The 25,091-nt window shown below is 46.3% G+C and carries 28 protein-coding genes; 4 read left to right on the forward strand and 24 right to left on the reverse strand.

The window, feature by feature from the left end; genetic code table 11:
• Window positions 1-7: 7 nt before the first annotated feature.
• From ACM1ND_RS16445 to ACM1ND_RS16525, 17 genes are all read right to left on the reverse strand, one after another.
• Window positions 8-241: a DUF2273 domain-containing protein gene (locus ACM1ND_RS16445; protein WP_023989248.1), complete on the reverse strand. Its 234-nt coding sequence runs from the start codon at window positions 239-241 to the stop codon at window positions 8-10.
• Between the two features lie 15 nt (window positions 242-256).
• The gene (gene amaP / locus ACM1ND_RS16450; RefSeq protein ID WP_013310819.1) at window positions 257-796 is read right to left on the reverse strand and encodes an alkaline shock response membrane anchor protein AmaP; all 540 of its coding nucleotides are present in this window, start codon (window positions 794-796) and stop codon (window positions 257-259) included.
• Between the two features lie 73 nt (window positions 797-869).
• Window positions 870-1,283, reverse strand: coding sequence for an Asp23/Gls24 family envelope stress response protein (locus ACM1ND_RS16455; RefSeq protein ID WP_028540595.1), 414 nt, complete (start codon window positions 1,281-1,283; stop codon window positions 870-872).
• Window positions 1,284-1,408: 125 nt separating this feature from the next.
• Window positions 1,409-2,752, reverse strand: a complete 1,344-nt coding sequence (accC, locus tag ACM1ND_RS16460) for an acetyl-CoA carboxylase biotin carboxylase subunit (protein WP_023989250.1) — start codon at window positions 2,750-2,752, stop codon at window positions 1,409-1,411.
• A gap of 61 nt (window positions 2,753-2,813) precedes the next feature.
• Complete coding sequence (gene accB / locus ACM1ND_RS16465) at window positions 2,814-3,299, reverse strand: acetyl-CoA carboxylase biotin carboxyl carrier protein (RefSeq protein ID WP_068941548.1); 486 nt, start codon at window positions 3,297-3,299, stop codon at window positions 2,814-2,816.
• A gap of 138 nt (window positions 3,300-3,437) precedes the next feature.
• A complete protein-coding gene (locus tag ACM1ND_RS16470) occupies window positions 3,438-4,262 on the reverse strand; it encodes a SpoIIIAH-like family protein (protein ID WP_053325695.1) in 825 nt (274 codons plus the stop codon).
• A 62-nt stretch (window positions 4,263-4,324) separates the two neighbouring features.
• Window positions 4,325-4,966, reverse strand: a complete 642-nt coding sequence (gene spoIIIAG / locus ACM1ND_RS16475; protein WP_023989253.1) for a stage III sporulation protein AG — start codon at window positions 4,964-4,966, stop codon at window positions 4,325-4,327.
• A gap of 16 nt (window positions 4,967-4,982) precedes the next feature.
• Window positions 4,983-5,753 carry a stage III sporulation protein AF gene (gene spoIIIAF, locus ACM1ND_RS16480; RefSeq protein ID WP_023989254.1) on the reverse strand — a complete coding sequence of 257 codons (771 nt, stop codon included), beginning with the start codon at window positions 5,751-5,753 and terminating at the stop codon, window positions 4,983-4,985.
• A 39-nt stretch (window positions 5,754-5,792) separates the two neighbouring features.
• The gene (gene spoIIIAE, locus ACM1ND_RS16485; RefSeq protein ID WP_023989255.1) at window positions 5,793-6,983 is read right to left on the reverse strand and encodes a stage III sporulation protein AE; all 1,191 of its coding nucleotides are present in this window, start codon (window positions 6,981-6,983) and stop codon (window positions 5,793-5,795) included.
• A 12-nt stretch (window positions 6,984-6,995) separates the two neighbouring features.
• Complete coding sequence (gene spoIIIAD / locus ACM1ND_RS16490) at window positions 6,996-7,385, reverse strand: stage III sporulation protein AD (protein WP_013310826.1); 390 nt, start codon at window positions 7,383-7,385, stop codon at window positions 6,996-6,998.
• Between the two features lie 8 nt (window positions 7,386-7,393).
• Complete coding sequence (spoIIIAC, locus tag ACM1ND_RS16495; RefSeq protein WP_010345636.1) at window positions 7,394-7,597, reverse strand: stage III sporulation protein AC; 204 nt, start codon at window positions 7,595-7,597, stop codon at window positions 7,394-7,396.
• 12 nt (window positions 7,598-7,609) lie between these two features.
• Window positions 7,610-8,128, reverse strand: coding sequence for a stage III sporulation protein SpoIIIAB (gene spoIIIAB / locus ACM1ND_RS16500; RefSeq protein ID WP_023989256.1), 519 nt, complete (start codon window positions 8,126-8,128; stop codon window positions 7,610-7,612).
• Window positions 8,121-9,116, reverse strand: a complete 996-nt coding sequence (gene spoIIIAA, locus ACM1ND_RS16505) for a stage III sporulation protein AA (RefSeq protein ID WP_023989257.1) — start codon at window positions 9,114-9,116, stop codon at window positions 8,121-8,123. The genes spoIIIAB and spoIIIAA overlap by 8 nt, the downstream gene beginning before the upstream one ends.
• Before the next feature lie 410 nt (window positions 9,117-9,526).
• Window positions 9,527-10,780, reverse strand: coding sequence for an aspartate kinase (locus ACM1ND_RS16510; protein ID WP_071558530.1), 1,254 nt, complete (start codon window positions 10,778-10,780; stop codon window positions 9,527-9,529).
• Between the two features lie 197 nt (window positions 10,781-10,977).
• Entirely contained in the window at window positions 10,978-11,535 is a 558-nt protein-coding gene (gene efp, locus ACM1ND_RS16515) for an elongation factor P (protein WP_023989259.1), read from the reverse strand.
• A 33-nt stretch (window positions 11,536-11,568) separates the two neighbouring features.
• The gene (locus ACM1ND_RS16520; RefSeq protein WP_418026327.1) at window positions 11,569-12,642 is read right to left on the reverse strand and encodes a M24 family metallopeptidase; all 1,074 of its coding nucleotides are present in this window, start codon (window positions 12,640-12,642) and stop codon (window positions 11,569-11,571) included.
• 81 nt (window positions 12,643-12,723) lie between these two features.
• Window positions 12,724-13,305: a YqhR family membrane protein gene (locus tag ACM1ND_RS16525; RefSeq protein WP_023989261.1), complete on the reverse strand. Its 582-nt coding sequence runs from the start codon at window positions 13,303-13,305 to the stop codon at window positions 12,724-12,726.
• Window positions 13,306-13,589: 284 nt separating this feature from the next.
• Here ACM1ND_RS16525 and ACM1ND_RS16530 point away from each other — a divergent pair, with 284 nt between their 5' ends.
• The 3 genes from ACM1ND_RS16530 (at window position 13,590) to ACM1ND_RS16540 (ending at window position 16,162) form a co-directional block, all read left to right on the forward strand.
• A complete protein-coding gene (locus ACM1ND_RS16530) occupies window positions 13,590-14,591 on the forward strand; it encodes an ABC transporter substrate-binding protein (RefSeq protein WP_264453622.1) in 1,002 nt (333 codons plus the stop codon).
• Window positions 14,592-14,841: 250 nt separating this feature from the next.
• Window positions 14,842-15,834, forward strand: a complete 993-nt coding sequence (locus ACM1ND_RS16535; RefSeq protein WP_028540591.1) for a DUF1385 domain-containing protein — start codon at window positions 14,842-14,844, stop codon at window positions 15,832-15,834.
• Window positions 15,835-15,841: 7 nt separating this feature from the next.
• Window positions 15,842-16,162 carry a hypothetical protein gene (locus ACM1ND_RS16540; RefSeq protein ID WP_023989265.1) on the forward strand — a complete coding sequence of 107 codons (321 nt, stop codon included), beginning with the start codon at window positions 15,842-15,844 and terminating at the stop codon, window positions 16,160-16,162.
• A gap of 117 nt (window positions 16,163-16,279) precedes the next feature.
• Here the strand turns inward: ACM1ND_RS16540 and ACM1ND_RS16545 are convergent, their stop codons facing one another.
• From ACM1ND_RS16545 to mntR, 3 genes are all read right to left on the reverse strand, one after another.
• Window positions 16,280-17,269, reverse strand: coding sequence for a patatin-like phospholipase family protein (locus ACM1ND_RS16545; protein ID WP_418026331.1), 990 nt, complete (start codon window positions 17,267-17,269; stop codon window positions 16,280-16,282).
• A 95-nt stretch (window positions 17,270-17,364) separates the two neighbouring features.
• Window positions 17,365-19,107: a family 10 glycosylhydrolase gene (locus ACM1ND_RS16550; RefSeq protein WP_418026333.1), complete on the reverse strand. Its 1,743-nt coding sequence runs from the start codon at window positions 19,105-19,107 to the stop codon at window positions 17,365-17,367.
• Window positions 19,108-19,243: 136 nt separating this feature from the next.
• A complete protein-coding gene (gene mntR / locus ACM1ND_RS16555) occupies window positions 19,244-19,669 on the reverse strand; it encodes a transcriptional regulator MntR (protein ID WP_007430946.1) in 426 nt (141 codons plus the stop codon).
• 252 nt (window positions 19,670-19,921) lie between these two features.
• Here mntR and splB point away from each other — a divergent pair, with 252 nt between their 5' ends.
• Window positions 19,922-20,986, forward strand: a complete 1,065-nt coding sequence (gene splB / locus ACM1ND_RS16560; RefSeq protein ID WP_264453621.1) for a spore photoproduct lyase — start codon at window positions 19,922-19,924, stop codon at window positions 20,984-20,986.
• Here splB and ACM1ND_RS16565 read toward each other — a convergent pair.
• From ACM1ND_RS16565 to ACM1ND_RS16580, 4 genes are all read right to left on the reverse strand, one after another.
• Window positions 20,979-21,695, reverse strand: a complete 717-nt coding sequence (locus tag ACM1ND_RS16565; RefSeq protein WP_418028036.1) for a cytochrome c biogenesis CcdA family protein — start codon at window positions 21,693-21,695, stop codon at window positions 20,979-20,981. The genes splB and ACM1ND_RS16565 overlap by 8 nt on opposite strands.
• A gap of 166 nt (window positions 21,696-21,861) precedes the next feature.
• Window positions 21,862-23,880 (reverse strand): methionine--tRNA ligase, encoded by a 2,019-nt coding sequence (metG, locus tag ACM1ND_RS16570; RefSeq protein ID WP_279832583.1) that lies wholly within the window; start codon window positions 23,878-23,880, stop codon window positions 21,862-21,864.
• A 412-nt stretch (window positions 23,881-24,292) separates the two neighbouring features.
• Window positions 24,293-24,583, reverse strand: coding sequence for a membrane protein insertion efficiency factor YidD (gene yidD, locus ACM1ND_RS16575; protein WP_023989271.1), 291 nt, complete (start codon window positions 24,581-24,583; stop codon window positions 24,293-24,295).
• A 1-nt stretch (window position 24,584) separates the two neighbouring features.
• A complete protein-coding gene (locus tag ACM1ND_RS16580; RefSeq protein WP_013310843.1) occupies window positions 24,585-25,076 on the reverse strand; it encodes a Fur family transcriptional regulator in 492 nt (163 codons plus the stop codon).
• Window positions 25,077-25,091 lie beyond the last annotated feature (15 nt).

Consider the following 25,091-nt stretch of genomic DNA (forward strand, 5'->3'; position numbering starts at 1 on the left):
ACAGGGTTCATTTAAAAGGACGCCAACGCTGCGACAACCAATCGCCCCATTCCTTCCAAGGGAGGAATGAACCAAGCGCTGAATCGCTACGTCTTCCTAGCGTATATCCGATGAACACCATCAATGCAAAGAACAACATATTCCAAAAGCCTGCCCACAAATAAATAAAACCGAAAAAAATACCAGCCGTGATCCCCATGATCCGGCCCTTGTAACTTCCCCATATTTCTTTCCAGGGCATCAGGGAAAATCACCTCTATTCCACACGACTCTTAAAGCTGGGTGACTGAGAAACATTAGCGATGTACACCGACACATTGGACACAGGAATTCCTGTAATTTCTTCCACATGATCGTGTACCCCCTTCTGTACCTCGGAGGTTAACACCGGAATGGAGCTTTCCCCGTCTACAACCGCCCGAATCGTAATATCAAGTCCCGATTCTAACACGCGAACGCGTGCTTTCAAATCCTGCATCCCGCGAAATCGGGAAGCTGCTTTGAGGCACAAATTTTCAATGGTGTCCACAGAAATCTGAATGTCGCCATATTCCGTTCGTTGATCAATAGAATGCTGTACGGTTTGGTTCCGTCGAATAGAGATATAAAAAAAACGAAGACTCAATAACAACAGAACCCCTGCAATAATCAGGCTGGTAAACCACACCACTCGCTCATCCTCAATACTTAAAACATACGGAATGGCCCCGCTCAGGAGGAGGATGGCGAGAATGGAAATAATTCCGATACTTAAGCTGTACAAGAACAGCAGAAGTCTGTCCATAACTTTAGCCACGAAACACACAGCCTCCTTAAATTAGAGTAAACCCTCGACCCATAAGGGTCGGGGGTTTGTACAAAGTATCGCTCTATTTAACCCGTCCGGCGCCCAGCACTTCCGGCTCTTCTACTTTTTCGGCACTTTTGAATTGAACATCATGAATTTGCACGTTCACTTCAACAACGTTAAGACCTGTCATGTTCTCAATCGAACGCTTAACATTATGCTGAATAGCAGCAGCCACCTCAGGCAGACGGTTACCGTACTCAATAATGACGGAGACGTCTACAGCAGCTTCACGCTGTCCGACTTCCACTTTTACACCTTTAGATAAATTTTTGCGGCCTAGCAATTCGGCAAACCCACCAGCAAATCCGCCACTCATTCCCGCAACGCCCGGTACCTCAACGGTAGCCAGTCCGGCAATGACTTCAATAACTTCTGGGGCAATTTGAATCTCCCCAATTTCTGTACGTTCGAATTCGGTTGGCACTGTGCTCATACCTTCAACACCTTTCGGTCAAAATAAGTTTCATTCCAGCTTTGGATTTCAAAGCAGACATGCTCACTTATTATCCATACTATATCATTTGGCGTTCATTATGACAAACTGAGGAAATATACCGATTAAACTTCGTTTTCCTCCAAAAATTTAATATCAAAATCGCCTTTAATAAAGGTAGGATGCTCTAGCAAGCGCTGATGAAAAGAAATCGTTGTGGGTATGCCCTCAATAGCAAACTCAGACAAAGCCCGCTTCATTTTGGCAATTGCATCTTGCCGTGTAGGTGCCCACACAATCAGCTTGGCGATCATAGAGTCATAATAAGGAGGAATGCTATAACCTGGATATGCTGCGCTGTCTACCCGTACTCCAGGACCGCCTGGAGGCAGATAAAATCCGATTTTACCCGGTGCAGGCATAAAATTACGATCCGGATCCTCAGCATTAATACGACACTCTATCGCCCAGCCATTGATGGTGACTTCTTCCTGCGTAAAGGAAAGCGGATGTCCTTCAGCGACAGAAATCATTTCCTTAATCAGGTCTACACCAGTAATCATTTCTGTTACTGGATGTTCTACCTGAATACGTGTATTCATTTCCATGAAATAGAAATTATTGTCCGGGCCAAGCAAAAATTCGAGAGTACCTGCACCAGAGTATTGAACGGCCAAAGCTGCACGAACAGCTGCCTGACCCATTTCTTCACGAACATCCTGCGATAGTACAGGACATGGTGCTTCCTCCAATAACTTCTGACGACGACGCTGCACAGAGCAGTCCCGTTCGCCCAAATGGGCAACATTACCATGCTTGTCCGCTATGATCTGTATTTCCACGTGTTTCATACCGGTCAAGTATTTTTCCAGGTACACACCCGCATTGCCAAATGCTTTTTGCGCCTCCTGCTGAGCAGTAGTGATTTGCTGAATAAGGTTATCCTCATCTTCGGCGATACGAATACCTTTACCTCCGCCACCTGCTGTAGCCTTGATAATTACCGGATATCCGATATCACGTGCGATGCTGATCGCATCCTGCAAATCCTCAACCAGCCCGTCTGAACCCGGAATAACCGGAACTCCGGCATCCTTCATGGTCTGTTTGGCTACGGCCTTATCTCCCATTTTGTTAATGGCTTCAGGAGAAGGACCAATAAACGTAATATTACACGATTCGCAAATTTCAGCGAAGTCTGCGTTTTCCGCCAAAAATCCGTAACCTGGATGAATGGCATCACATTCAGTCAATGTAGCAACGCTCATCAGATTCGTAAAATTAAGGTAGCTGTCCTTAGATAGCGTCGGTCCGATACAGTAAGCCTCATCTGCGAGACGCACATGTAACGAATCCTTGTCAGCTTCCGAATATACGGCAACTGTCGAAATATTCATTTCGCGGCAAGCGCGAATGATACGAACCGCAATTTCTCCACGATTCGCAATCAATACTTTTTGAAATGTCATGACTTTATCCTCCCTGGGAGTAGTCTTGCCGAACCCTCAAAAGAGGGTTCAAACAAGCTTTTTACTCCGGTTTCACAAGGAACAATGGCTGGCCATACTCGACCAACTGTCCGTTTTCGGCCAAAATTTCCACAATTTCGCCCTTCACTTCAGCTTCCAGCTCGTTCATCAGCTTCATCGCTTCAATGATACATACCGTTGTTTTTTCGCCCACTTTGCTGCCGATACTCACATACGGAGCCGTATCCGGAGATGAAGAACTATAGAAAGTGCCTACCATCGGAGATACGATTTTATGTAGATTGCTTGCATATTCCCTCGGTTCCCCAGCAAGTCCAACATCGGACTGTACTTGTGGATTTGGAATAACAGCTTGTGGTGCCACTGCATAAGCAGGTGTTGCCACAGGAGCCTGTACCGTAACGATCTCGCTTTTGCCCGGTTTCCGGATCAACAGGCGAGTTCCTTCATTTTCAATTTCAAGCTCATGCACAGACGTTTCATCCACCAGCTTGATCAATTCCTTAATCTCGCTTAATTTAAACATCTCTATTAATCACTCCTTCAGCATTTTGCCGGTTGCTGATAACATTGTTGAAACAGCTTTATGTATTATATCACAATCATTAAAAATAGAAAGAGCCCGGAATAATGCAGAAATCCGGGCTTTTTCGCGTTTTTTGTCTTATTGTGTAACATACTGGACACTGATCTTATCCTGCGTTACATTCAGTTCCTTCATGACTTTATCGACAATTGTTACCGCTTGCTTAGCATCCAATTTTTCACTCAGAACCACTACTTTGTATTTATCAGCATCTTCCTCACGGACGACCGCATTGGCGAACTGCTGCTGAAGCTCTTCTTCAATTCCAGTAATTTTAGCCTGCTTATCTTCAAGTACATGTAATTCCTTTTGAGCCTCAGCAGCTTTCTTTGGTGTGCTGTCGTTCATTGCGGTAGTCAGTTCATCATTTTTCTTCTGATTTTCCACATCCCGTTCCAGCAAATAGTTGTCAATCACTGCTGCTGCTGTAGGTTGGGCAGCTTGATCGGTTGCCACTTGATCCAGTACCTGCTGGTCGGTTTTGGCTGTAGAGGTTGCTTTGTCGTCACTTTGTGCTGTCGCGTCCGTTTTAGTCGCAGTTGTGTTTTGATCGGATGTCGCCGGTTCAGTAGTAGGGGCAGCTGCCGTATCTTTATCGCCTTTTGAGTTTTCCGTTGCTGGGTCAGTTGTGGAAGCCGTATCCGATTTTGTGGAAGTTGCTGATGCTCCATCAGTTACTTCGCCATTCGTCACTACTTCATTTACCTTCAGTTCGTTCAATTGTTCCTCTGCCTTCGTCGTTGCTTCCTGTGCGGCATCCTGCTTAACCTTGCTCACTTGCTCACTATCGGCTACTGGTGGATTTGCAGGGCTCGAGTCCTCCGTAAACAAATAATACGCAGACAGCACGACCATTAAACTCAGCATGGACACCAGCCAAACGGTTTGTCTTTTATTATTCATGTTCCGTCCTCCATATTCATTAATGGTTTAAAATATAAACTTCTTTGTTCCTCAATTCCATATTATCCCTGCTTGCGCGGTACGACTGAAATTTTGTAGGAAGGTACATTTAGTCCCTTCTGTACAGCATCGACAATTAGCTGCTTCACTGTAGGGTTTTCTGCCCCCATAGCCACAACAAGCACTCCCCTCACCTGCGGTTTTACTTTTTTTGTCACAATCGGGGTGTGCTGACCACCTGATGACTCATAGGTGACAATCTCGCCATCACGTGTATATTGAGTAGTGTGCCGTTGTCCACCATTGGCGTCCGTCTCGTTGTTCTCTTCCTGCATATCTTTTACATTGCGTTGAACGATAACTTCTTCGGTGGAATCTACCGTAACCATGACATCGACGGTTCCTACGCCAACAATCTGCTCCAGCATCTGTTTCATATTGTCCTCAAAAACCTTCTCGATCCCGGCAAAGGAACTTTCTTCACCTGTTGTTGTCTCTAATGTAGGCTCATTTTTCATCACGCCAGGCGGCTCACGCCCTACGTTTTCTGGATCGACCTTTTTCACATTAACGAATGAATTAAAAAGCATGATCGCTACACCGATAAGGCCAAGTATAAGCAGCCAACGAAATGAGTTGAATCTTTTCGCCCCATCCGCCCCTCCACCCAGCCATCGCTCGAGCTTTTTCAGCCATTTGCTCATTTCTGCTCACCTCCTGTTACCATTCATGTGTTCCATCCTGCGAAGAAACCACCTGAACATTTTTGCTGTCTATCCCCCATTTTTCACGTAGAAGTCCTGTAATTAAGTCAAAAGCTTTCGTATCCGTTGGTTTTCCGTCCTCAGCAGTTTTATCAGGATTACGATCATCTTCTCGCGTTCCTTCATTAAAATCTGAAGTTTTTGTATGTGTCGGCTCCACACGAATATTCACTGTCTTTTCGGCCACAGGCTCCACCATAATCGGCTTAGCATCTGCACCAGGCGAGACGTCTGTGTTTTTCTTTTCTTTTTCTGGCTGCTGCTCCGCCAATTTGACCACTACCGACTGGACACCCGTTCCTGCCTCCAGCCCCGATTCCTTCTGTTGAATCTTTGCAAGGGTAACCTGGACCGACTGAATTGCTAACCCAGTATACTGTTCCAATTGTCCTTTCATTTCCTTAGCTACCTCTTTGCCAGCCCATTGCATGGAGCTTTGTTCTTGCTGTTGCTTTAACTGGCTGCCTTTTGCCAAAATCTCCTCCAATGTCGGTTCCCTCTTGCCTGTCTCAGCCTGACGTTGAAGATCCAATGCTCGCCCTAAAACCTCGGAGGGGCTGCTGCTCAGTAAGCGCACGACCGGAGACAGCAACGTCAGCAGAATAAGCAGGCTGAGAACGAGTTTGACATACCTTTCCATAGATCGGCTCGGTAAGATCATATCGACAAAAGAAGCCAGCAACACGATTAGCACCAGTTCCTTAAGCCAACCTCCCAGCCAGGTCACGTCACTCCCCTCCCCCCTTGTTGGTTTACGTGCATTGGTTCACCTCATCATGACCGTCATATTTCCTGCTGCGAGCATGATTGTAATCGCAAGGAAGGACATTAAACCCACTGCCGCCAGTGCCGCGAAAACATAAATCATGCTCTTGCCGATCGCATCGAGACATTCCACAATAGGCGTATCACCCAAAGGCTGCATGATCGCTGCTGTCACTTTATAAATGAGAGCCAGTGTCAGAATCTTGAGAGCAGGAAATGCGCACAGGAACAAAATAATAATGACTCCTACCAGACCAATGGCATTTTTAACGAGCAGCGAAGCCGAAATGACTGTATCTGTCGCATCTGCCAACGCCTTGCCGACCACCGGAACAAAGCTACCTGTAATATATTTGGCTGTGCGGATCGTTAATCCGTCAGTAACTGACGATGTCAAGCCTTGTACCGAAATGACTCCTAGAAATATGGTCAGCAACACTCCCAGCACTGCTACTCCAGCGTTCCGCAACAGATCGGCTAGCTGGGTCAGTTTGTATTTGCCTGTCAGCGAGTTGACCAAGTAGAGCACAGCCGAGAAAAACAGTAGCGGGAAAACCAGCGTATGAATGACTGTTCCGACTGTGTTGATCATAAATACAATCAGCGGGTGGGTCACCGAAACTGTTACGACGTTACCCATCGAGGCTAACATGGTAAACAACAAAGGCAACATTGCCATCATGAAGTGAATCATGCTATCAATCGCTTCTTTGGCATAACCAATCGCTACACTAAAGCTATTAATCGCCAGAATGATAATGACCATGTATACGATAGCGTAGGCCACTTTGCTGACCTGTTTGCTTTCAAAAGCACTTTGCAGCGTTTCCAGCACCATACTCATAATGCTGAGCATGACGATGGTGACGAGCAACTTGGCATTTACCCGGATTTCATGGATGAAAAAATCAGCTATAGCGCTCAATACACCCTTTATGCTGAACCCTTCACCGCCTGGAAGCAGCATGTCCATGAAGGAAGGCGTTTTCTGATCAGGGAAAAATCCGCCGTATTGCTGCATGAGCCCGTCCCAATAATGTTCTACTTCATCTTTGGGCATTTGCTCCGCCTGCTGTCTGATCCATTCGTTTGTCGGTGTATCTGCAAAGAGGACCGCAGCTGAGGCACACCAGAGACATAGCAGCAACATTGCAATTACTTTGAGATTCGGCATGCCCCCTAGCCTTTTCATGGCATCACCCCCTCAGGCGGGCATCAGCTTCAGAATGGTATCAATAATAATGCTGATAATCGGGATTGCGAGCACCATAATGAGTACCTTTCCGGTAAGCTCAATTTTGGAAGCAATCCCGTCTTGTCCTGCATCCCGAACGATTTGCGCTCCAAATTCAGCAATATAAGCGATACCGATTATTTTCAATACGGTTTTAAAATAGATCATATCCATGCCTGAAGACCGGGCCAGTCGCTCCAGTACAGCAACCACAGATCCGATCTTGCCAATCAGCAGCAAAAAAATGACGATTCCCGCAGCTGTTGCAATCAAAAAGGCAAACATCGGCTTCTGTTCCTTAATGACTAAAATGAGGACTGTGGCAATGAGGGCGAAGCCCACCACCTGAATGATTTCCATGTGTCCACCTACTGAAAAAGAAAGATAGATTTGATCTCTTGCAGAAGGTTATCCAGCATTCGCACCACCATGAACAGGACCACGACGAAACCAATGACCGTTACCCAGTGGGCCATGTCTTCTTTGCCCATTTGCTTTAATACGGTATGAATCATAGCGATAATAATGCCAATTCCGGCAATCTGGAAAATTGCGTTCACTTCTAAATTCATTCGAGCACCCCGCTAATAGATCAAAATGACGATCAATGCTCCGATCAGCAGTCCCAGGCTCCTGCTCATACGCTCGTACCTCACCTGATCTGCCTGCGCCTGCGCTTCCTCATGGGATAACTGTTGGATGGTCAGCGCAATGTGCTTGATCTGGTCTTCACGGTCGCTGGTTCCAAGACTGTAAGCAAGCTGCCGCATCGCTTCCTTCTCGGCTTGCTTCATAGAGGAACGGTTCCACGAGTCTTCAATAGCTTTATGCAAGCTTTCTCTGGCAGTCAGGCCAAAAGAGGGGTGCATCCAGCGTGAGGCTTGCTGAAACAGAGTGCGCAGCGGCTCTCGCAAGGGCTCTCCTGTCTTGGCGAAAGCATCTGGTAGCGGAGACACCCCGTAGGAAACCTCGGTGGTCAATCTTTGCAGCGCAAGAATCAACTCCCTGATTTGCCGCGGCCTCATCGCAAACTGTCTTGCCCGCTGCCAGCCTGCCAGCGTAGCGGCCAGTATAACCAAGGCTGCACCCAGCAGCTTAAGCATAGGAGATGCCCCCATTCTGCCCTTCTCCAGGCAGTGTAAGCCTGCGCTGCTTGGCATCTGCCAGCCGGAATGAGACGCCCCGGCTCGTCCGCTCCAGCATGACGTAGAGTTGAAACAGCTCTTGTCCTGTAGTTAATCCAGCAAACGCAGACCGGGTCGCCATTTCAGCCACATCGCGGCCATGTGCGGAAGCAATGACTGCAATGCCTGCATGAAGCGCTTCGCGCACCGCCTCCGCATCTTCCGGTCGTCCGATTTCATCAACAATGAGGACATCCGGTGACATCGAGCGGATCATCATCATCATGCCTTCTGCTTTCGGACATCCGTCCAATACATCGGTGCGAGGCCCGACATCAAAACCGGGGATACCTTTGTGACTACCAGCGATCTCAGAGCGTTCGTCTATAATGCCTACCTTGAGTCCATTCCGTCGCCCCCCGTTGCTTTCCATCCCTCCGTAACTGAGTTGCCGAGCCAAGTCCCTAAGCAGTGTCGTTTTGCCATGCTGAGGAGGGGACAAAATGAGGGTGTGCCGGATTTTCCCGGACATTCGATCTGCTACATAAGGCAATATCCGATCAGCTATGCCGGGAATTGCACGAGCAATTCTTACATTAAAGCTGCTTATATCCCTCAAATGCTCCACTCGTCCTCGGTTGAGCACGGTTCTCCCTGCCAAGCCAATACGATGACCGCCAGGGATCGTAATAAACCCTTTACGAAGCTCCTCTTCCATGGTATACAGGGAATGATTGCTGATAAAATCCAGCAGTCGGTGGGCATCCTCACGGTCAGGCTTATAGGCTTCCACATGGTTCAAAGTCAGCCGACCAGCAGACGTTACAAAATGATGATCACCATTTGCATTAATTTCCAACGGCCTTCCTTCCCTGACCCGGATTTCTTCCAGTTGCTTAAATACCGTTTCTGGAAGCCTTCCGAGTATACCGTGCAACGGTTCGGGAAATAATTCCAGCCATTCCATACCGATGCCGCCCCCTCACAGTTGTCCTTTTTCTTTAAGACAAGTCTATGGTTGACTCTCGCTTTTTATGCCGAAAATATATTGAAAACCTAGGCAAACTTTTGCTAACTCCTATCAACACTCAACAGACCTTTCTCCCGCTTGTTTAAGCACCATTCTCTAATTCGCACAATAAAAAAGGGCCTCTCAAAGCCTTGTCGGCTAAGGGATACCCTTGGGTAGAAAAGATAGATTCAGCAAAAAAAGAGGCTGCCCCTCAGTCTAACTCTCACTGATGGAACAACCTCTTAACCTACTGCTGTATTCTATGATTTATCAAACTATAAATAGAGGGCCTGTATCAACCTTTACCTATCATAAGCATCGTTCACATTAGACATATTCAGTGTCTAGATCTCACGTTGCAGTTATTAACGACGGTCCTGCGGTCCACCCACAAACGCTTGCTCCTCGGTGTCCAGGTTATAAGCTGTATGCAACGCCTGAATAACCTCATGAAGTTTACCCGCTTCAATTACACACGATACTTTGATCTCAGATGTGCTTACCATTTTAATGCTAACGCCTTGCTCTGCCAGTACGGCAAACATTTGCGCAGCAACACCCGGATGACTAACCATTCCTGCACCTACAATGGACACCTTCACCAGGTTTTCCTCAGACGTTACTTCACGGTACGGAAGCTCTCCACGAATACCTTCCAGCGTCTTCAGTGCTGCTTCACGATCCGTCAGAGCTACTGTAAAGGAGAAATCCGCTTTACCAGCTTCAACCCCGCTTTGTACAATAATGTCTACATCAATTTTGGCTGCCGCCAGTGTTCCAAATACTTTCGCCAGTACACCGGGGATATCGGCGACGCCCAAAATACTGATTCTTGCTACATTTTTATCATATGCAATCCCACTGACTACAACGCCTTGTTCCATTACTGCATCCTCCTTTACGACCGTTCCTTCATTATGGTTAAAACTGGACCGCACAATCAGCGGTACCCGGTTATGTTTGGCATATTCTACCGCACGAGGATGCAATACAGCTGCACCCAGATTAGCTAATTCCAGCATTTCATCATAAGAAATTTCTTTTAGCTTACGAGCAACCTTCACGATCCGTGGATCTGTTGAATATATGCCGTCCACATCCGTGTAAATTTCACAGGCGTCCGCTTGAATTGCCGCCGCCAGCGCAACCGCCGTCGTATCAGATCCACCACGTCCCAGCGTCGTAATGTCTCCCTCTGCAGACATCCCTTGGAAACCAGCTACAACAACGATCTTGTTGCTGCTCAGTGCATCCAGCACACGCTGAGGTTGAATATCCGTAATCCGTGCTCGACCAAAGTCAGATTCAGTACGGAAACCAGCCTGCCATCCCGTAAACGATACCGCTTCATGACCCAACTGCTGAATAGCCATCGACAACAAGGCGATTGAAATTTGTTCACCTGTCGTCATCAACATATCCAGCTCACGTGCAGGCAACTCCTCATTCAACAATTTGGCCTGGTCAATCAGTTCGTCTGTCGTGTCTCCCATTGCGGAAACGACCACTACACATTGATGCCCTTCACTCTGTTTCTCCACAACGCGTTTTGCCACGCGTTTCATGCGCTCCGTGTCACCGACGGAACTGCCTCCGAATTTCATGACATACAATGACAACGATATTCACTCCCTCAGACTCAACAGTATGTAACCTTGAGATGGCACCAAACGACTTGAACGTGACATCCTGCGGCATAACTTTAGTACAGTATAATACGAAAGTGCTGTACGGAGCCATTGTTTTTTAATATTAGTGCTTATAAAAATATCCCCTGCCCTTAACAAGGACAGAGGAAATCTAAAAGCTGCAAAATTTATGCGCGGGAAATGTATTTACCATCGCGTGTATCAATCAGCAATACGTCGTCCTGGTTGATAAACAATGGAACCTGAACGTTCAGTCCTGTTTCAACTTTTGCATTTTTAGTAGCACCTGTAGCGGTGTTACCTTTAATACCCGGCTCAGTGTCAATAACCTTCAGCTCTACGCTGTTAGGCAGGTTAATCCCGAGAATTTCACCATTATAGCTAATGATGTTTACATTCATGTTTTCTTGCAGGAAGTTAAGTTCCCATTTCAGTTGATCGCTGGAAAGTGTGAATTGATCATATGTTTCATTATCCATGAATGTATGCTCGTCTGCGCTCGCATAGAGGTAAGACACACCACGGTTTTCAATTTGCGCGCGGCCGATCGTTTCACCCGCACGGAATGTACGTTCAACAGTGTTGCCGTTACGCAGGTTTTTAAGCTTAGAGCGCACGAATGCCGCACCTTTACCCGGTTTTACGTGTTGGAAATCCAGCACCGTAAAAATATCTCCGTCTACCTCGACGGTCAATCCTGTTTTAAAATCATTAACGTTAATCACTAAAATACCCCTCCTACAGGACTGTTATCGTTATTAAACGACTGTAAATTCTTTGCTCGAATGTGTTAATACCTTGATGCCGCTATCTGTAATAACGATATCATCCTCGATCCGTACACCGCCCAATCCAGGCACATAAATACCTGGCTCGACCGTTACAACCATACCCGGCTCCAGAATATCATCGCTTACCTTAGACAGGCGTGTAGATTCATGTACTTCCAGACCCAGACCATGACCTGTGCTGTGACCGAAATTGTCTCCATAGCCATGGCCAGCAATAATATCCCGGGTCAGTGCATCCGCTTCAAGGCCTGTCATGCCCGGCTTAATATGTTCGAGTGCGTGAAGTTGCGCCTTAAGCACAATATCGTAGATCTCACGCAACTGAGGCGCTAAATCCCCTTGTGTAGCCACTGTACGTGTCAAATCGGAGCAGTAGCCATCCAGCAACGCACCAAAATCAAACGTAATTAGCTCGCCTGCTTGTACTAACTTAGCACTGGCTACGCCATGAGGCAATGCCGAACGAACCCCGGAAGCCACAATGGTGTCAAATGAAGAGGATGTAGCTCCCTGCTTGCGCATGAAGAATTCCATTTCCAGATCCAGCTCACGCTCGCTGACACCTGGCTTGATGTAAGGTAAAATGTGTGCAAAAGTAGCATCTGCCAAATCCGCTGCCCGCTGCATCACTTCCAGCTCTTCTGCATCCTTGTACACCCGTAGCTTCTCCACAATGCCCGACACCGGAACCAGTGAAATAGGTGACAAATCTTCGCTATAAGCTTTATGCGTCGCAACAGTTACAGCGTCTTGCTCGAAGCCTGTTTCGCTGATCTGATGGGAAGACAGTAATTCTTTCACCGTTTCCATGACCTGTGCAGCGTGCTGCACCACCGTGAAGCCTTCGGCTTGTTCGGTCGCTTGTGTCATATAGCGAAAGTCAGTCAGCAAATAGCTATGGGATTCCGTAATCAGCACATAACCCGCCGAACCTGTGAAGCCTGTCAAATATCGACGATTGACAGGGCTAGTAATCAGCATAGCCCGCAGATTATGCTCGCCCAGCGCCTGCCGCAGCTTTAACACCCGGTCATTCTTCATCTTTCATTCCGCTCCCCTCTGTCAAATAACCAAATGCTATTTTAACACAGGGGATAGGCGCTTGAGAAGTTTTTGTTACGTTCAGCCCTCAGCTTTCTCAGGCTCGCGCTTTCTTTCATCCGTATACTCGACAGCAACGGTATATCCGATAAATAGTCCCCACAGTATAAACACACAAATTTCCGTATATAAGGAATTCCATGTTAACCGATCAGGAGCATTCATCATTCCTAGCTTAGGACCTGTTAATACAAATAAAACAACCCACCAAATCAGACCATACACAATTCCGGGTATAGGACCCTTAAATCTGCGCAGCAACAGAGTGTACACCAGTGAAGCTACGACGGATAATCCAATAAAAAAAAGTAGCCCTACCAGATGTCCCGCCATGGTGTTCATAAACGAATGCTTGAAAAAAGGCTCCGCGAGAAAGCCAGGCGCTACTACCGTAAAATGCAACTTATAAAACAGCCAGCGCAGCAATCCCCAGAGTAAACCCGCAAAAAAACCCAACTCAAGTGCAAAAGGAATGAGAGGCGTATGTATTTTGCCTGACTGCTGCCTGCCTCTACCACTGTCGTTATGATGACGTTGATCCTGAGATCCGCGAGACTGCTCCTGTTCATGTCCTATCTTGGGTATAGAGTAGGTTTCACTCATGTTGTTTAATCCCCTTTCAATATGCAAACTTTTCCCATCGTAAAGACAATTGCAATCGGAAATGCATGTACGTTCATCGGATTCTGCATCCATTTTGCTAGGTAGTATGCTCCAAGGGGGAATAGTTTAACAATGAACAGGAATGCTGAATAATGGCAGCTTTCCAATTGAGGGTACGGACTCGTTTTTTACATTGACAAAATTTCAATCCTCTATCATAATATAATGATGAAAATGATAATCATTATCATTTTCTAAAAACATATATACGGGAGAACGCTTCTATGAAAAAGGGATTAATCGGGATTTTATTGTTAATGGTTTTTACGCTCACTCTGGCAGGTTGCGGAGCAGCCGACAAAGCATCGGATAAAGATCAGGCAGCCACGTCGGGTAGCAAACCGACTGACACAGCGACTGGTCCTGTGACGGTAAAGCATAATCGTGGTGAGGTCACGCTCAACAAGCCCGCACAGCGTGTCGTAGTGCTGGAATGGACATTTACAGAGGATTTGATTGCGCTGGGCGTTCAGCCGGTTGGTAATGCAGACAATGCCAATTACAAGGTGTACGTGACACCGGAGGCGGCTCTCGATAGTAGCGTGGTCGATGTCGGCACGCGTAACGAGCCGAATCTGGAAGCGATTGCTGCATTGAAGCCGGATTTGATCATTTCCAATGTTGATGGAAATGAGGCTATCTATGAGCAACTCAAGGCCATCGCTCCGACGATCGAATATAATCTGAACGATGGTAACGGCTACGATCATGATAAAATGGTAGAAATTTTTAATAGCATCGCAGTTGCTCTTGGAAAAGAAGACAAAGCTAAGCAGGTGCTTGCCGAACTGGATCAGCATTATGCTGAAGCCAAAGAAAAGCTCACCGCTGCTGGCAAGTCGGATTATCATTATATACTGACACAGGCTTTCACTTCGCAAAATGCGGCCAGCCTTCGTATGTTTTCAGATAACTCAGTCGTCGTGGCAACACTGGCGAAGATCGGCATGATTAACGATTGGAAACCGAGCAAAGTTGAACAGTATGGCTTTTCAACCGTAGGCATTGAAGCTCTGTCTGCCGTTCAGGACAGCAACTTTATCTATATTGTTCAGCCGGACGATAATGTTTTCGGCGCACCCATGAAAAATAATTCGGTCTGGAACGGTCTGAATTTCGTTAAAGAAAAACGTACCTATTCACTGAGCGGTACGACATGGACATTTGGCGGCCCCCTCTCTTCAAAAGGGCTGGTTGACCAGGTTGTCGGGGCAATTACGCAATAAGTTGTCTCCAAATATTCATTCGGTTTTATAATGAGTAGCATTTATGTGAGCAGTCTGAGCTCCATAAATGCTTTTTTTATAAGCCTGTGGCATGAGCTTTCTCCACGATAAGAATTTCTACCTTCTCCGTTAAAAGCAGAATCTTAGCTTGGAGTGGCCTAATTACTACACTCAGTTTCATCTAACTAGATATTCCCTTCCAAATTCGATACAATATACAAAAAAGCATGTATTAAGAGAGGTGAGACGGTTGTCACAAGCATCCAAGCCTGTGAGCTACGGCGGTCAGGCAGTCATTGAAGGTGTCATGTTCGGCGGCAAGCGTGTCAATGTCACGGCAGTTCGCCGCAAAACTGGCGAAATCACATATTTGGAAGTACCACGCAAGGAGCAATCCTGGGTATCCAAATTCCGCAGAATTCCTTTATTGCGGGGGATTGTAAGCATCATCGACTCCAGCGCCAAGGGTACCAAGCATTTAAACTATTCAGCCGATGCGTATGCTGATGATGAAGTAGATCCGGAAGAACGCGCTGAGCAAAAGAAAAAAGAAGAATCTCGCTGGAGTCTGAGTATGATGATCGGTGTGGCGGCAGTCGGTATTTTGTCATTCCTGTTTGGCAAAATTGTATTGACTCTCGTTCCGGTTATTGTAGAGGATTTCCTATTCGGTAGCTTGTTTCACAGCCAAATTTTGCATAACCTCGCAGAAGGAGCTATTAAGCTGATTCTGCTACTGGCTTATTTGTGGGGTATTTCCCAAACTCCGTTAATTAAGCGACTGTTTCAATATCACGGCGCAGAGCATAAAGTAATTACAGCATTCGAAGCAGGGGAAGAACTAACCCCGGCCAATGTACAAAAATACAGCCGTCTGCATTACCGCTGCGGTAGTAGCTTTATTATGCTGACCGTGATCATCGGAGTACTTGTCTATTCCCTATTTACCTACGATAATCTGTGGGAGCGCATGGGGCAACGGCTTCTACTGCTTCCGATCGTACTGGGGCTTTCTTTTGAATTTCTCAAGCTGACCAATGCTCTTCGTGAAATTCCGGTACTTCGTTATTTAGGTTACCCCGGTCTGTGGCTGCAACTACTTACCACCAAAGAACCGACTGATGATCAAGTGGAGGTATCCATTGCCTCATTTAAGCGTATGCTTGAATTGGATGCTGAGTTGGAAAACGTACCTGTAAAGGAGACCTTCAACAGTCCGGTCCTTGATCCTGTGAAAGGATGAGTGAATAATGAACAGACATGCCGTTATTTTCTGGCTTACCCTTGCTTTGGGTGCATATGGGATTGTGGATATGCTATGGAGAGGAAGCTGGGGCTTTCTCATGAGTTTACTAATTCCCGTCCTTGTTTTTGCAGTTATATTTCTGCTATACAAATACCTGCCAGGGCAACGCAATCGTACTCCCAAAATCAAACCCTCTGTGCGCACCATGGCCAAAACAGCCAACGCACGTAAGCAGCAGACTACAGGCAAGCGCAAAGCGTATCCTTTTCATGTAATTGAAGGTTCCAAGGGCAAAAATGAAGAAGAACAACCTAAATATCATTAATGATAATCATCCTTTAAAATGTAGCACAAAGGAGCCATCACCCGCGTATTCAAATATGACCGGGAAGAGGCTCCTTTTTTACACCCTTTTAAATTAACTTTAACTGCGAGTTAGTGTTTATTTCATAGCGTACATGGTATCCTTCATCAATTGGTACTTGCTATACTGCTGCTGGTAAGAAGTGATGCTCCATTTGTGGAAAAAAGCATCCCCTGCCTGCACACCGGAAGCATACAACAAATCACTTTGCTCTGTAGAAATGTTAAATTGTGCAGTGCGGATACCCAATGTTGGAATTTTAATCGTCCGATACCGATTCTCCTGCTCAATATATCGTTCATCGTGTGCTGATAGCATGGTATCAAAAATAGCCTGCAGCATGGTCAATGGACCCCGTATATAAGAAACTTTGGTCTCCGTCCCCGTTTTGCCCACCATTTGAAACCCTACCGTTGGAATCGTTTTGGCCTCACGTTCATTTACAGGCTCATCAAAAAGCCACAACGGCAAATTGCTTAGTAAAGCCCCATCAACTACAAATACAAATTGCTGAGAAAAAGTCTTTCCCTTGGCAAGTGCAGAATCAAGCCTTAACATAACGGGATCAAAAAAATAAGGGATACTTGTGCTCATCCGAATGGCTTTAGCTACCTCCAGTGAAGAGGGATTGATACCAAAACGTTTGATATCCTCAGGAAGCACCAGAATGCGTCCATTCGTGATATCTGATGCAATAATGCGCAGTTTGCCAGGAGGTAAATCCACGAACGTACGCACTCCCTTAGCTCGTAACAGCTCACGTACCCAGTGCTCCAGTGCCTCCCCTGAGTAGAGCCCTTTTTTAAGAAAGATACGAGCTGCTGGTCCAACCCACTTAATATTGAACACTGGAGAACGTCGTAACAACTTGACCAAGGGGGTTTTCTCAATTACGGCTTTCATTTCATCCGCAGAGTATCCCGCAGCCAATAAAGCAGCTACAATAGCACCTGATGATGTACCTGCCAAACGATTGAATACAATTCCATGCTCCTCCGCAGCCTTAACTGCACCCGCCAGCGAAATTCCCTTAACCCCTCCACCCTGGAACACAGCATTGATCAGCATAGATCAAAAAACCTCCGTTCTCTTGGGAGTAAGCAGTTCTACTGCTTATGTATGAGAACGGAGGCCCAAATAGAACCTATATGATCCAATTTATATCACATTTGATAATAATTTTGAAGAAGCTGAATGAGTCCGTATGGATTTTTACGCAAATGCTGTGCACTAAAGTAAATATCCCCTTTGACCTGTTTATAATCTTCGTTCAGTTCAAGCTGCTTAATTAGCTCTTGAGCCGTTTGCCAGCCCTTTTCAGGGGTGCCGATCTTATAAGGAGAATGACCGATATACAGCTTAACATCTGAGTTTTTGACCTCATTGGACCACCATGCGACAAGCTTGTCATATCCCGCCGCTGGGAAACCGATACTCCAGTAAATTTGTGGAGCTACATAATCAATCCATTCTTTGTTAATCCAGGTTCTTACATCCGCAAACGTCGTATCATACGCTGTAACGCCTGCCTTCGTGTCTGAACCCGTTAAGTCCTGAGATTTGTTACGCCATACCCCAAAAGGACTAATTCCGAATTGAACTTTAGACTTGCTGGCATGAATGCTTTTGCCCAAATCGCGAACAAAACTGTTCACATTATCTCTCCGCCAGTCGCCCTTGCTAGAGATTTTGTTGGTATTATATGCTTTGAAGGTCGCATCATCATCAAAAGTCCCGCTGTAAGGATAAAAATAATCGTCCAAATGGACGCCGTCAATATCATATCCGTTCACGACCTCCATAATCGCCGCAATGACATGCTGACGTGCAGCCGGAATTCCTGGATTGATGTACAATTGGCTACCATTCTTAACAATCCAGTCCGGATGTTGATTAGCCACATGGTTTGCAGCCAAACCGCTGGTTGTTCCTGTAGAATTCGCACGGAACGGATTAAACCAGGCATGGAATTCCATCCCTCGCTTATGCGATTCGCTAATCATAAATTTCAAGGGATCGTAGCCTGGATTTTTACCTTGGGTGTTGGTCAAATACTTGCTCCATGGTACAAGACTCGATGGATAGAGCGCATCACCGCTGGCACGAACCTGAACAAATACTGCATTGATGCCCATCCCCTGCAAATCATCGAGCATTTTAGTAAACTCCTGCTTTTGCTTCTCTGAGCTGCTTCGGGCAGCGGAAGAAGGCCAATCTCCGTTAATGGTAGAAATCCATGCTCCACGCATGGAAGTTGAAGCCTTTACCTGAACAACATTTGCCTGTGAAGAACTTGAACCGTCCTCACTAGTAGACGTTGACGGTGAAGTGACAACCGCCTGCTCATCATCGATGGCTCCCTGATCTGTACTTACACTCTCCTGATTGCCAGATGCAGGCGTATCTGATATAGAGCCGCTGCTTCCTGCAGAAGTGTTCCCGCCAGTAGAGACACCTTCCTTACCACTGCTTAACGTAATAACTCGCTCTGAAGCTTGCCAATCCACTTTTAATCCCAACTCTTCCCCAACAAAACGCAGAGGCACCATGACTCTCCCGCTTGTCATACGGGCAGATGCATCCAGTCGAACTGACTTGCCATTCACTGTAGCGCTTTGTGCACCGTTCTCCATAGATATATTTTTGTTCTGTGCTGTAATCGTTACCGTACCGGACGATTCCGACCAGTTGACCTGAGCGCCCAATCCCTCACTAATCACTCGCAAAGGAACCATCGTAACATTGGCTCCCTGTACAATATACGGTGACGCGTCACTTTGCAGGGACTGTCCGTCCAATATAATTTCAATATTACCAGTTGGAGCTGCTTGAACTCCAGGAACGATGGCAGTCTGCACTGCTAAGAGTAGGCCAGCAGCCAATGCCACTATTTTCTTTCGATTCATATTATTACAATCCTCCGCTAACCCTGTTAATTTTAACCCCTATCTTGTCCTGCTATATAATGGATAGACGCTAATAACCGGATATTTGTTGCGGTCGGGACAAATAAAAAAGCATCGTCCGTAAGGACAGATGCTTTTAGGAATCTCCACTCAATTCCTTGTGTATGTCATGAAGCTGGCGCAAGCGATCTTCATCCCGACGAAAATACTCAACCAATGTTTCGATACGGGTGATGGAATCCCAGCTCAAATGATGCTCAATACCTTCCACATCTTTATATATCAGGTCCTTGTCAACCCCAATCATATCCAGAAATTGCTCTAATAACTGATGGCGATCAACCAACCGTTTGCCGACCTTTTTCCCTTTCGGTGTCAAAATCAGTCCCCGATATTTCTCATATACAAGATAATCGTCCTTATCCAACTTCTGAATCATTTTGGTGACGGACGAAGGATGCACCTCTAACCCCTCTGCGATATCCGAGACACGAGCATAACCCTTCTCATCAATCAGTTGGTAAATGCGTTCCAAATAATCTTCCATGCTTGGCGTTGGCACTTGTTTCCCTCTTTTCTGTTATTGAACGGGCGCTTACCGCCTTCATTTCCTGCGTTAAACCTACTATGTAATGATACATGTTATCATTGCCCATTGGCAAGTCGCATCCCTCCACTCACAGCTATTGCCACGATTTGTTCAATTTAAGCGGGACACACTAATATCGTCGTCCCTGTATCGTTTATTTCTGCGGCAATATGTTAAAGTTGGACACCAGAGCACTGTGGATTTATTTCGAAAGGAGCGTTAGTCATGTCTACGCTTGAGCGTACTCCTGTCCAAACCAGAGGAACCAAGCCATTTTTGCCTGATCTGGTGTTTTTTGAGCCAGACGCACTGAATTATCCTAAGGGCCAGCGTATTATGGATTGGGTTAAAGCCAAGGATATTCCGTATCGGATGACTACCTCTCACAACCGAATTACCAATTTACCAGGTGAAACTGAAGTTGAAAAGTACCGAATGGCAAAAAAAACTTTGGTTGTCGGTATCCGTAAAACGTTAACTTTTGACCAATCCAAGCCCTCTGCCGAATACGCCATCCCCATTTCGACTGGTTGTATGGGGCACTGTCACTACTGTTATTTACAAACAACCTTGGGAGCAAAGCCGTATATTCGTGTATATGTCAACACTGACGATATCTTATCAGCAGCTAAAGCTTATATCGAGGAGCGTGCGCCTGAAATTACCCGTTTTGAAGCAGCTTGCACCTCCGATCCAGTTGGTTTGGAGCATATCACCGGAACGCTTGAAGACTTGATTCGTTTCATGGCAGATGAAGAATTTGGTCGTCTGCGTTTTGTTACTAAATATCATCATGTTGATCCATTGCTGGATATTAAACATAATGGTCATACTCGCATCCGCTTTAGCATTAATTCCGATTATGTTATTAAACAGTTTGAACCTGCAACTTCACGCTTCGAGGAACGTATTGAAGCCGCTGGCAAAATCGCACGAGCCGGTTATCCACTGGGGTTCATCATCGCACCCATCATCTGGTATGACGGCTGGGAAGAAGGTTACGGCGAGTTGCTGCGAAAATTGGGAGAAACCTTGCCACAGCATGCTACAAAAGATTTGACGTTCGAATTAATTCAGCATCGCTTCACCAAAACATCCAAAGCTGTCATCGAGAAACGTTATCCGAAAACCAAGCTGGAGATGGACATAGAGAAACGCAAGAAAAAATGGGGCCGCTGGGGACAAAACAAATATGTTTATCCCGATGAACAGCAAAATGCACTGCGAGAGTTTATCACAGAGCGCATTTTTGAACATTTCCCTTTAAGTCGTATTGAATATTTCACATAACTAGCATCCAATCTGGGGTAATCCGTTGTAAAAATAGCGTTACATCGGTCATATGATCCGTTACCAGTAAAATGCCCGTAATAACTAGTAGTATGCCACCTGTCTTGATGAGGATGGAGGTATAGCGAGAGGATAGTCGAACAGAGCCTACCAGCAAAGCTAATACAAAAAATGGAATCGCAAAGCCAAGCGCATAGCCTGTAATCAGTTTGAACCAAATGTGATGCTCTACTGCCGCCAAAGCGATAATAGCTGTTAGCATGGGACCGATACAGGGCGACCAGCCTGCCGCAAATCCAATTCCGATTACAAAGGAACCGGCGTACCCGGCAGGCTTCCATGTCCAGCGAAGCTTATGCTCCCTCATTAGAATCAAAGGACGCACCACACCAAGAGATACCAGCCCCATTAGTAAAATAAGTGATCCCGCTACCACTCTTAGCGCATCCCCATAATTGGCAAACCATTTTCCAAGCAACCCGACACTTGCACCCAGTGAATAGAAAACCACCGAAAAGCCCAATACAAAAGCAAGCGTATGTCCCATCGTACGATAACGAACCTCAGCCTTGTGCCGTCCTTCAGCCAGTTCACGCGCAGACATCCCTGTCATATACGATAAATAAGATGGATACAGCGGTAAACAACACGGTGAAAAAAAAGAAACCAGTCCGGCTATGATCGCCAACCCAGCGTTGATATTTGTCATCATTATTTCCTCCCACCTGTCTTAAGTGAACACAAGCAAACAAGCCCTGCCTACTAAAACATACGTATAGCGGGAGCAAAATATGATGCAAGCCAAAAAGCGCATGCCCAGGAAGAATAATTCCCGAACATACGCTCATTACGCTCTTTTATTTTTACATAGCGTTCTACTTTACAACCGCACCATTCGGCATACCTTCCGGTACGGTGGCCAGCGTAAGCTGATCTCCATGTGATGCTGCCAAAATCATACCTTGCGACAACTCTCCCCGAAGTTTTACTGGCTTCAGATTGGTCACACAGATCACCTTGCGCCCAATGATATCTTCAGGTGTATAAAACTTCGCAATCCCTGATACTACTTGCCGCTGCTCATAACCAAGGTCAAGCTGAAGCTTCAATAGTTTATCGGCCTTCTTCACAGGCTCGCAGGCGACGACCTGAGCAACGCGCAGTTCCACCTTGGCAAAATCCTCAATGCCAATCTCTTCCTTTGCCTCCGGTGCTTCCTGACTCGTCTCAGATGCATTCTGCGGTTGAGCTTGTGTCGTAGCTTCCTCCGGCTTCTTACCTCCAGTCATCGCTTCCACGATAAAAGCAACCTCTTGCTCTGAATCCAGACGCGGGAAGATCGGATTACCTTTGACCAGCTGCGTTCCTTCCGGAATACGACCGAACTGTTTGCCGCTATCCCATGTAGTCAACTCACCTTGGCTAATACCGAGCTGCTCCCAAATTTTATGAGGAGCACGGGTTAAGAATGGCTGGAGTAAGATAGAAGCGATGCGCAAGCTTTCTACCAAATGCAACATAACAGATGACAATTCGCGACGTTTTGCCTCATCCTTAGCCAAATTCCATGGTTGCGTCTCGTCAATATACTTGTTGCTACGGCTAATAAATTGGCTAATCGCCGTTAATGCCACGGAAAACTCCATGTTTTCCATGGCTTCTTCTACTTTACTATAAGTCGATGTTGCCATGTCTTCCAAAGCTCCGTCGAATGCTGTTACATTAGCTTCATAAGCTGGAACCTTACCATCAAAATATTTATCTACCATCGCCACGGTACGATTCAACAAGTTGCCCAGATCATTTGCCAAATCCGAATTAACTCGATCTACAAAACTTTCTGGTGTAAATGTTCCGTCTGCCCCAAAAGGCACCTCGCGCAGTAAGTAGTATCGTAGTTGGTCCAGACCATAACGGTCAATCAACGTCACTGGGTCTACAACATTGCCTTTAGATTTCGACATTTTACCGTCTTTCATGAGCAGCCAACCATGTGCAAATACTTTTTTAGGCAACGGAAGATCCAGCGCCATCAGCATAATCGGCCAATATATCGTGTGGAACCGTACAATCTCTTTACCTACGATATGCACATTTGCAGGCCAGAATTTATCATACAGCTCGGTATTGGAAGAGCCATAACCCAAGGCTGTGATGTAGTTGGAAAGTGCATCAATCCACACATACACGACATGCTTCGGATCCCCCTTCACCTTAATGCCCCAATCGAAGGTAGTACGGGATACAGCCAAATCCTCCAGACCCGGCTTGATGAAGTTATTGATCATCTCTTTTTTACGTGATTCCGGCTGGATAAACTGCGGATTCTCTTCATAAAATTGCAGCAACCGATCAGCATACTTGCTCATACGGAAAAAGTAACACTCTTCCTTGACCAGTTCTACAGGGTGTCCACTATCCGGGCTTTTTCCTCCAGCCACATTGCCATCGGCGTCCTTCACCACGTCAACCAGCTGAGTTTCTGTGTAGTACGTCTCGTCAGGGATGCTGTACCAGCCTTCGTATTCTCCCTTGTAAATATCGCCTTGCTTCAGCAAACGATCAAAAATTTCTTGTACAACAGCCTTATGGCGTTCCTCCGTAGTACGGATAAAATCGTCATTGGAAATGTCGAGCTTCCGCCACAGTTCTTGAATACCTGCCACAATATCATCTACGAAACGTTGCGGCGTTTTGCCTGCTGCACTTGCTTTCTGCTCAATCTTCTGACCATGCTCATCCGTTCCTGTCAAATAGCGCACTTCATAACCGCGTAGCCGCTTGTAACGGGCCATTGCATCTCCCGCAACCGTCGTGTAAGCATGACCTATATGTAGCTTGTCGCTCGGATAATAGATCGGTGTCGTAATGTAAAATGTGTTCTCATTGGACATGTGTGTTGCCTCCTGTTTTGTTCACGGCAGCTATAAGACCTGCTGACATGATGGTACTCCAATTCATGTATTTGGCACAAATTGGGCACAAAAAAGACCCCCGCCCCTATGGGACGAGAGTCACCTCACGCGTTACCACCCAATTTTCCTGTATCCTCGCAGACTACAGGCTTCACCGGTCACATCTGACCGCCCATTAACGCTGGAACACGCCTCCCCCTTACGATTGCCTCCCAAGCACTAATAATTGTGGCAAATACGCTCGAAAAAGGTTCCTCCAGGACCATATTCAGGCTTCGCTCCAGACCGGTTTGCAGCTAACCCCGGCTCTCTGTACTGGGCGTTTTACCCTACTCATCCCTTCGCAGGAAAACAATATTAACCAAAATATAACCAAATCCGCATAGCGCTGTCAAGTCAGACCCTTTTCAGAGTGGGTAGCCAAACGATCTTCGCTAGACCTATCTGTTCCCTTTTTTGCAGGAGGGACCAAATCTACGCCGCCCGGATGAAAGGGATGGCACTTGGCTATACGCTTAGCAGCAAGCCATGAACCTTTGAGCGCACCATGCATCTCTACCGCCTCCAACGCGTACGCCGAACACGTTGGATAGAATCGGCAGGTAGCCGGCTTTAACGGTGAAATATAGGAACGATAAAACTTAATCGGAGCCTGTACCACTCTGCGTGTGGTGATTTTCATTTCAGTAGCCCCCGTGGCTGTGAGTGTGACTGCTCGTCTGTCTGAATCCCCCATCCGAATTACTGTCAGTATGCCCATTCTTCTGTTGACAATCTTTGCAATAACCAAAAATTTCAAACTTGTGCTCGACGATTTGGAATTGATCCGTTGTATCCGTCATTTGCATTGGGCAAAAAGAAATCGGTAATGTTTTCTGACAGCTCAAGCAAATCATATGGTGATGGTGATGATGCTCATTACAGCTCACCTTGAACTTCATTCCATCCTCAAAAGATACCTGTTCCAGTACACCCAATTCCTGCATTACACGCAGATTACGATAAACCGTATCAAAACTAAGTCCACTGTACTTCTTACCCATATATTCATAAACGTCTTTGGGGGACAGATACCCTTCATTCTCGGAAAATAACGTGGCCAACGTCTTGCGCTGATCTGTAATACGCAGCCCCTGAGCGGACATTGTTGCAATAATTTCATCCTTTGTCAGCATGCGTTTCACCCTCCC

Source organism: Paenibacillus sp. JJ1722 (assembly GCF_048282685.1).
GTDB lineage: Bacteria > Bacillota > Bacilli > Paenibacillales > Paenibacillaceae > Paenibacillus > Paenibacillus polymyxa_B.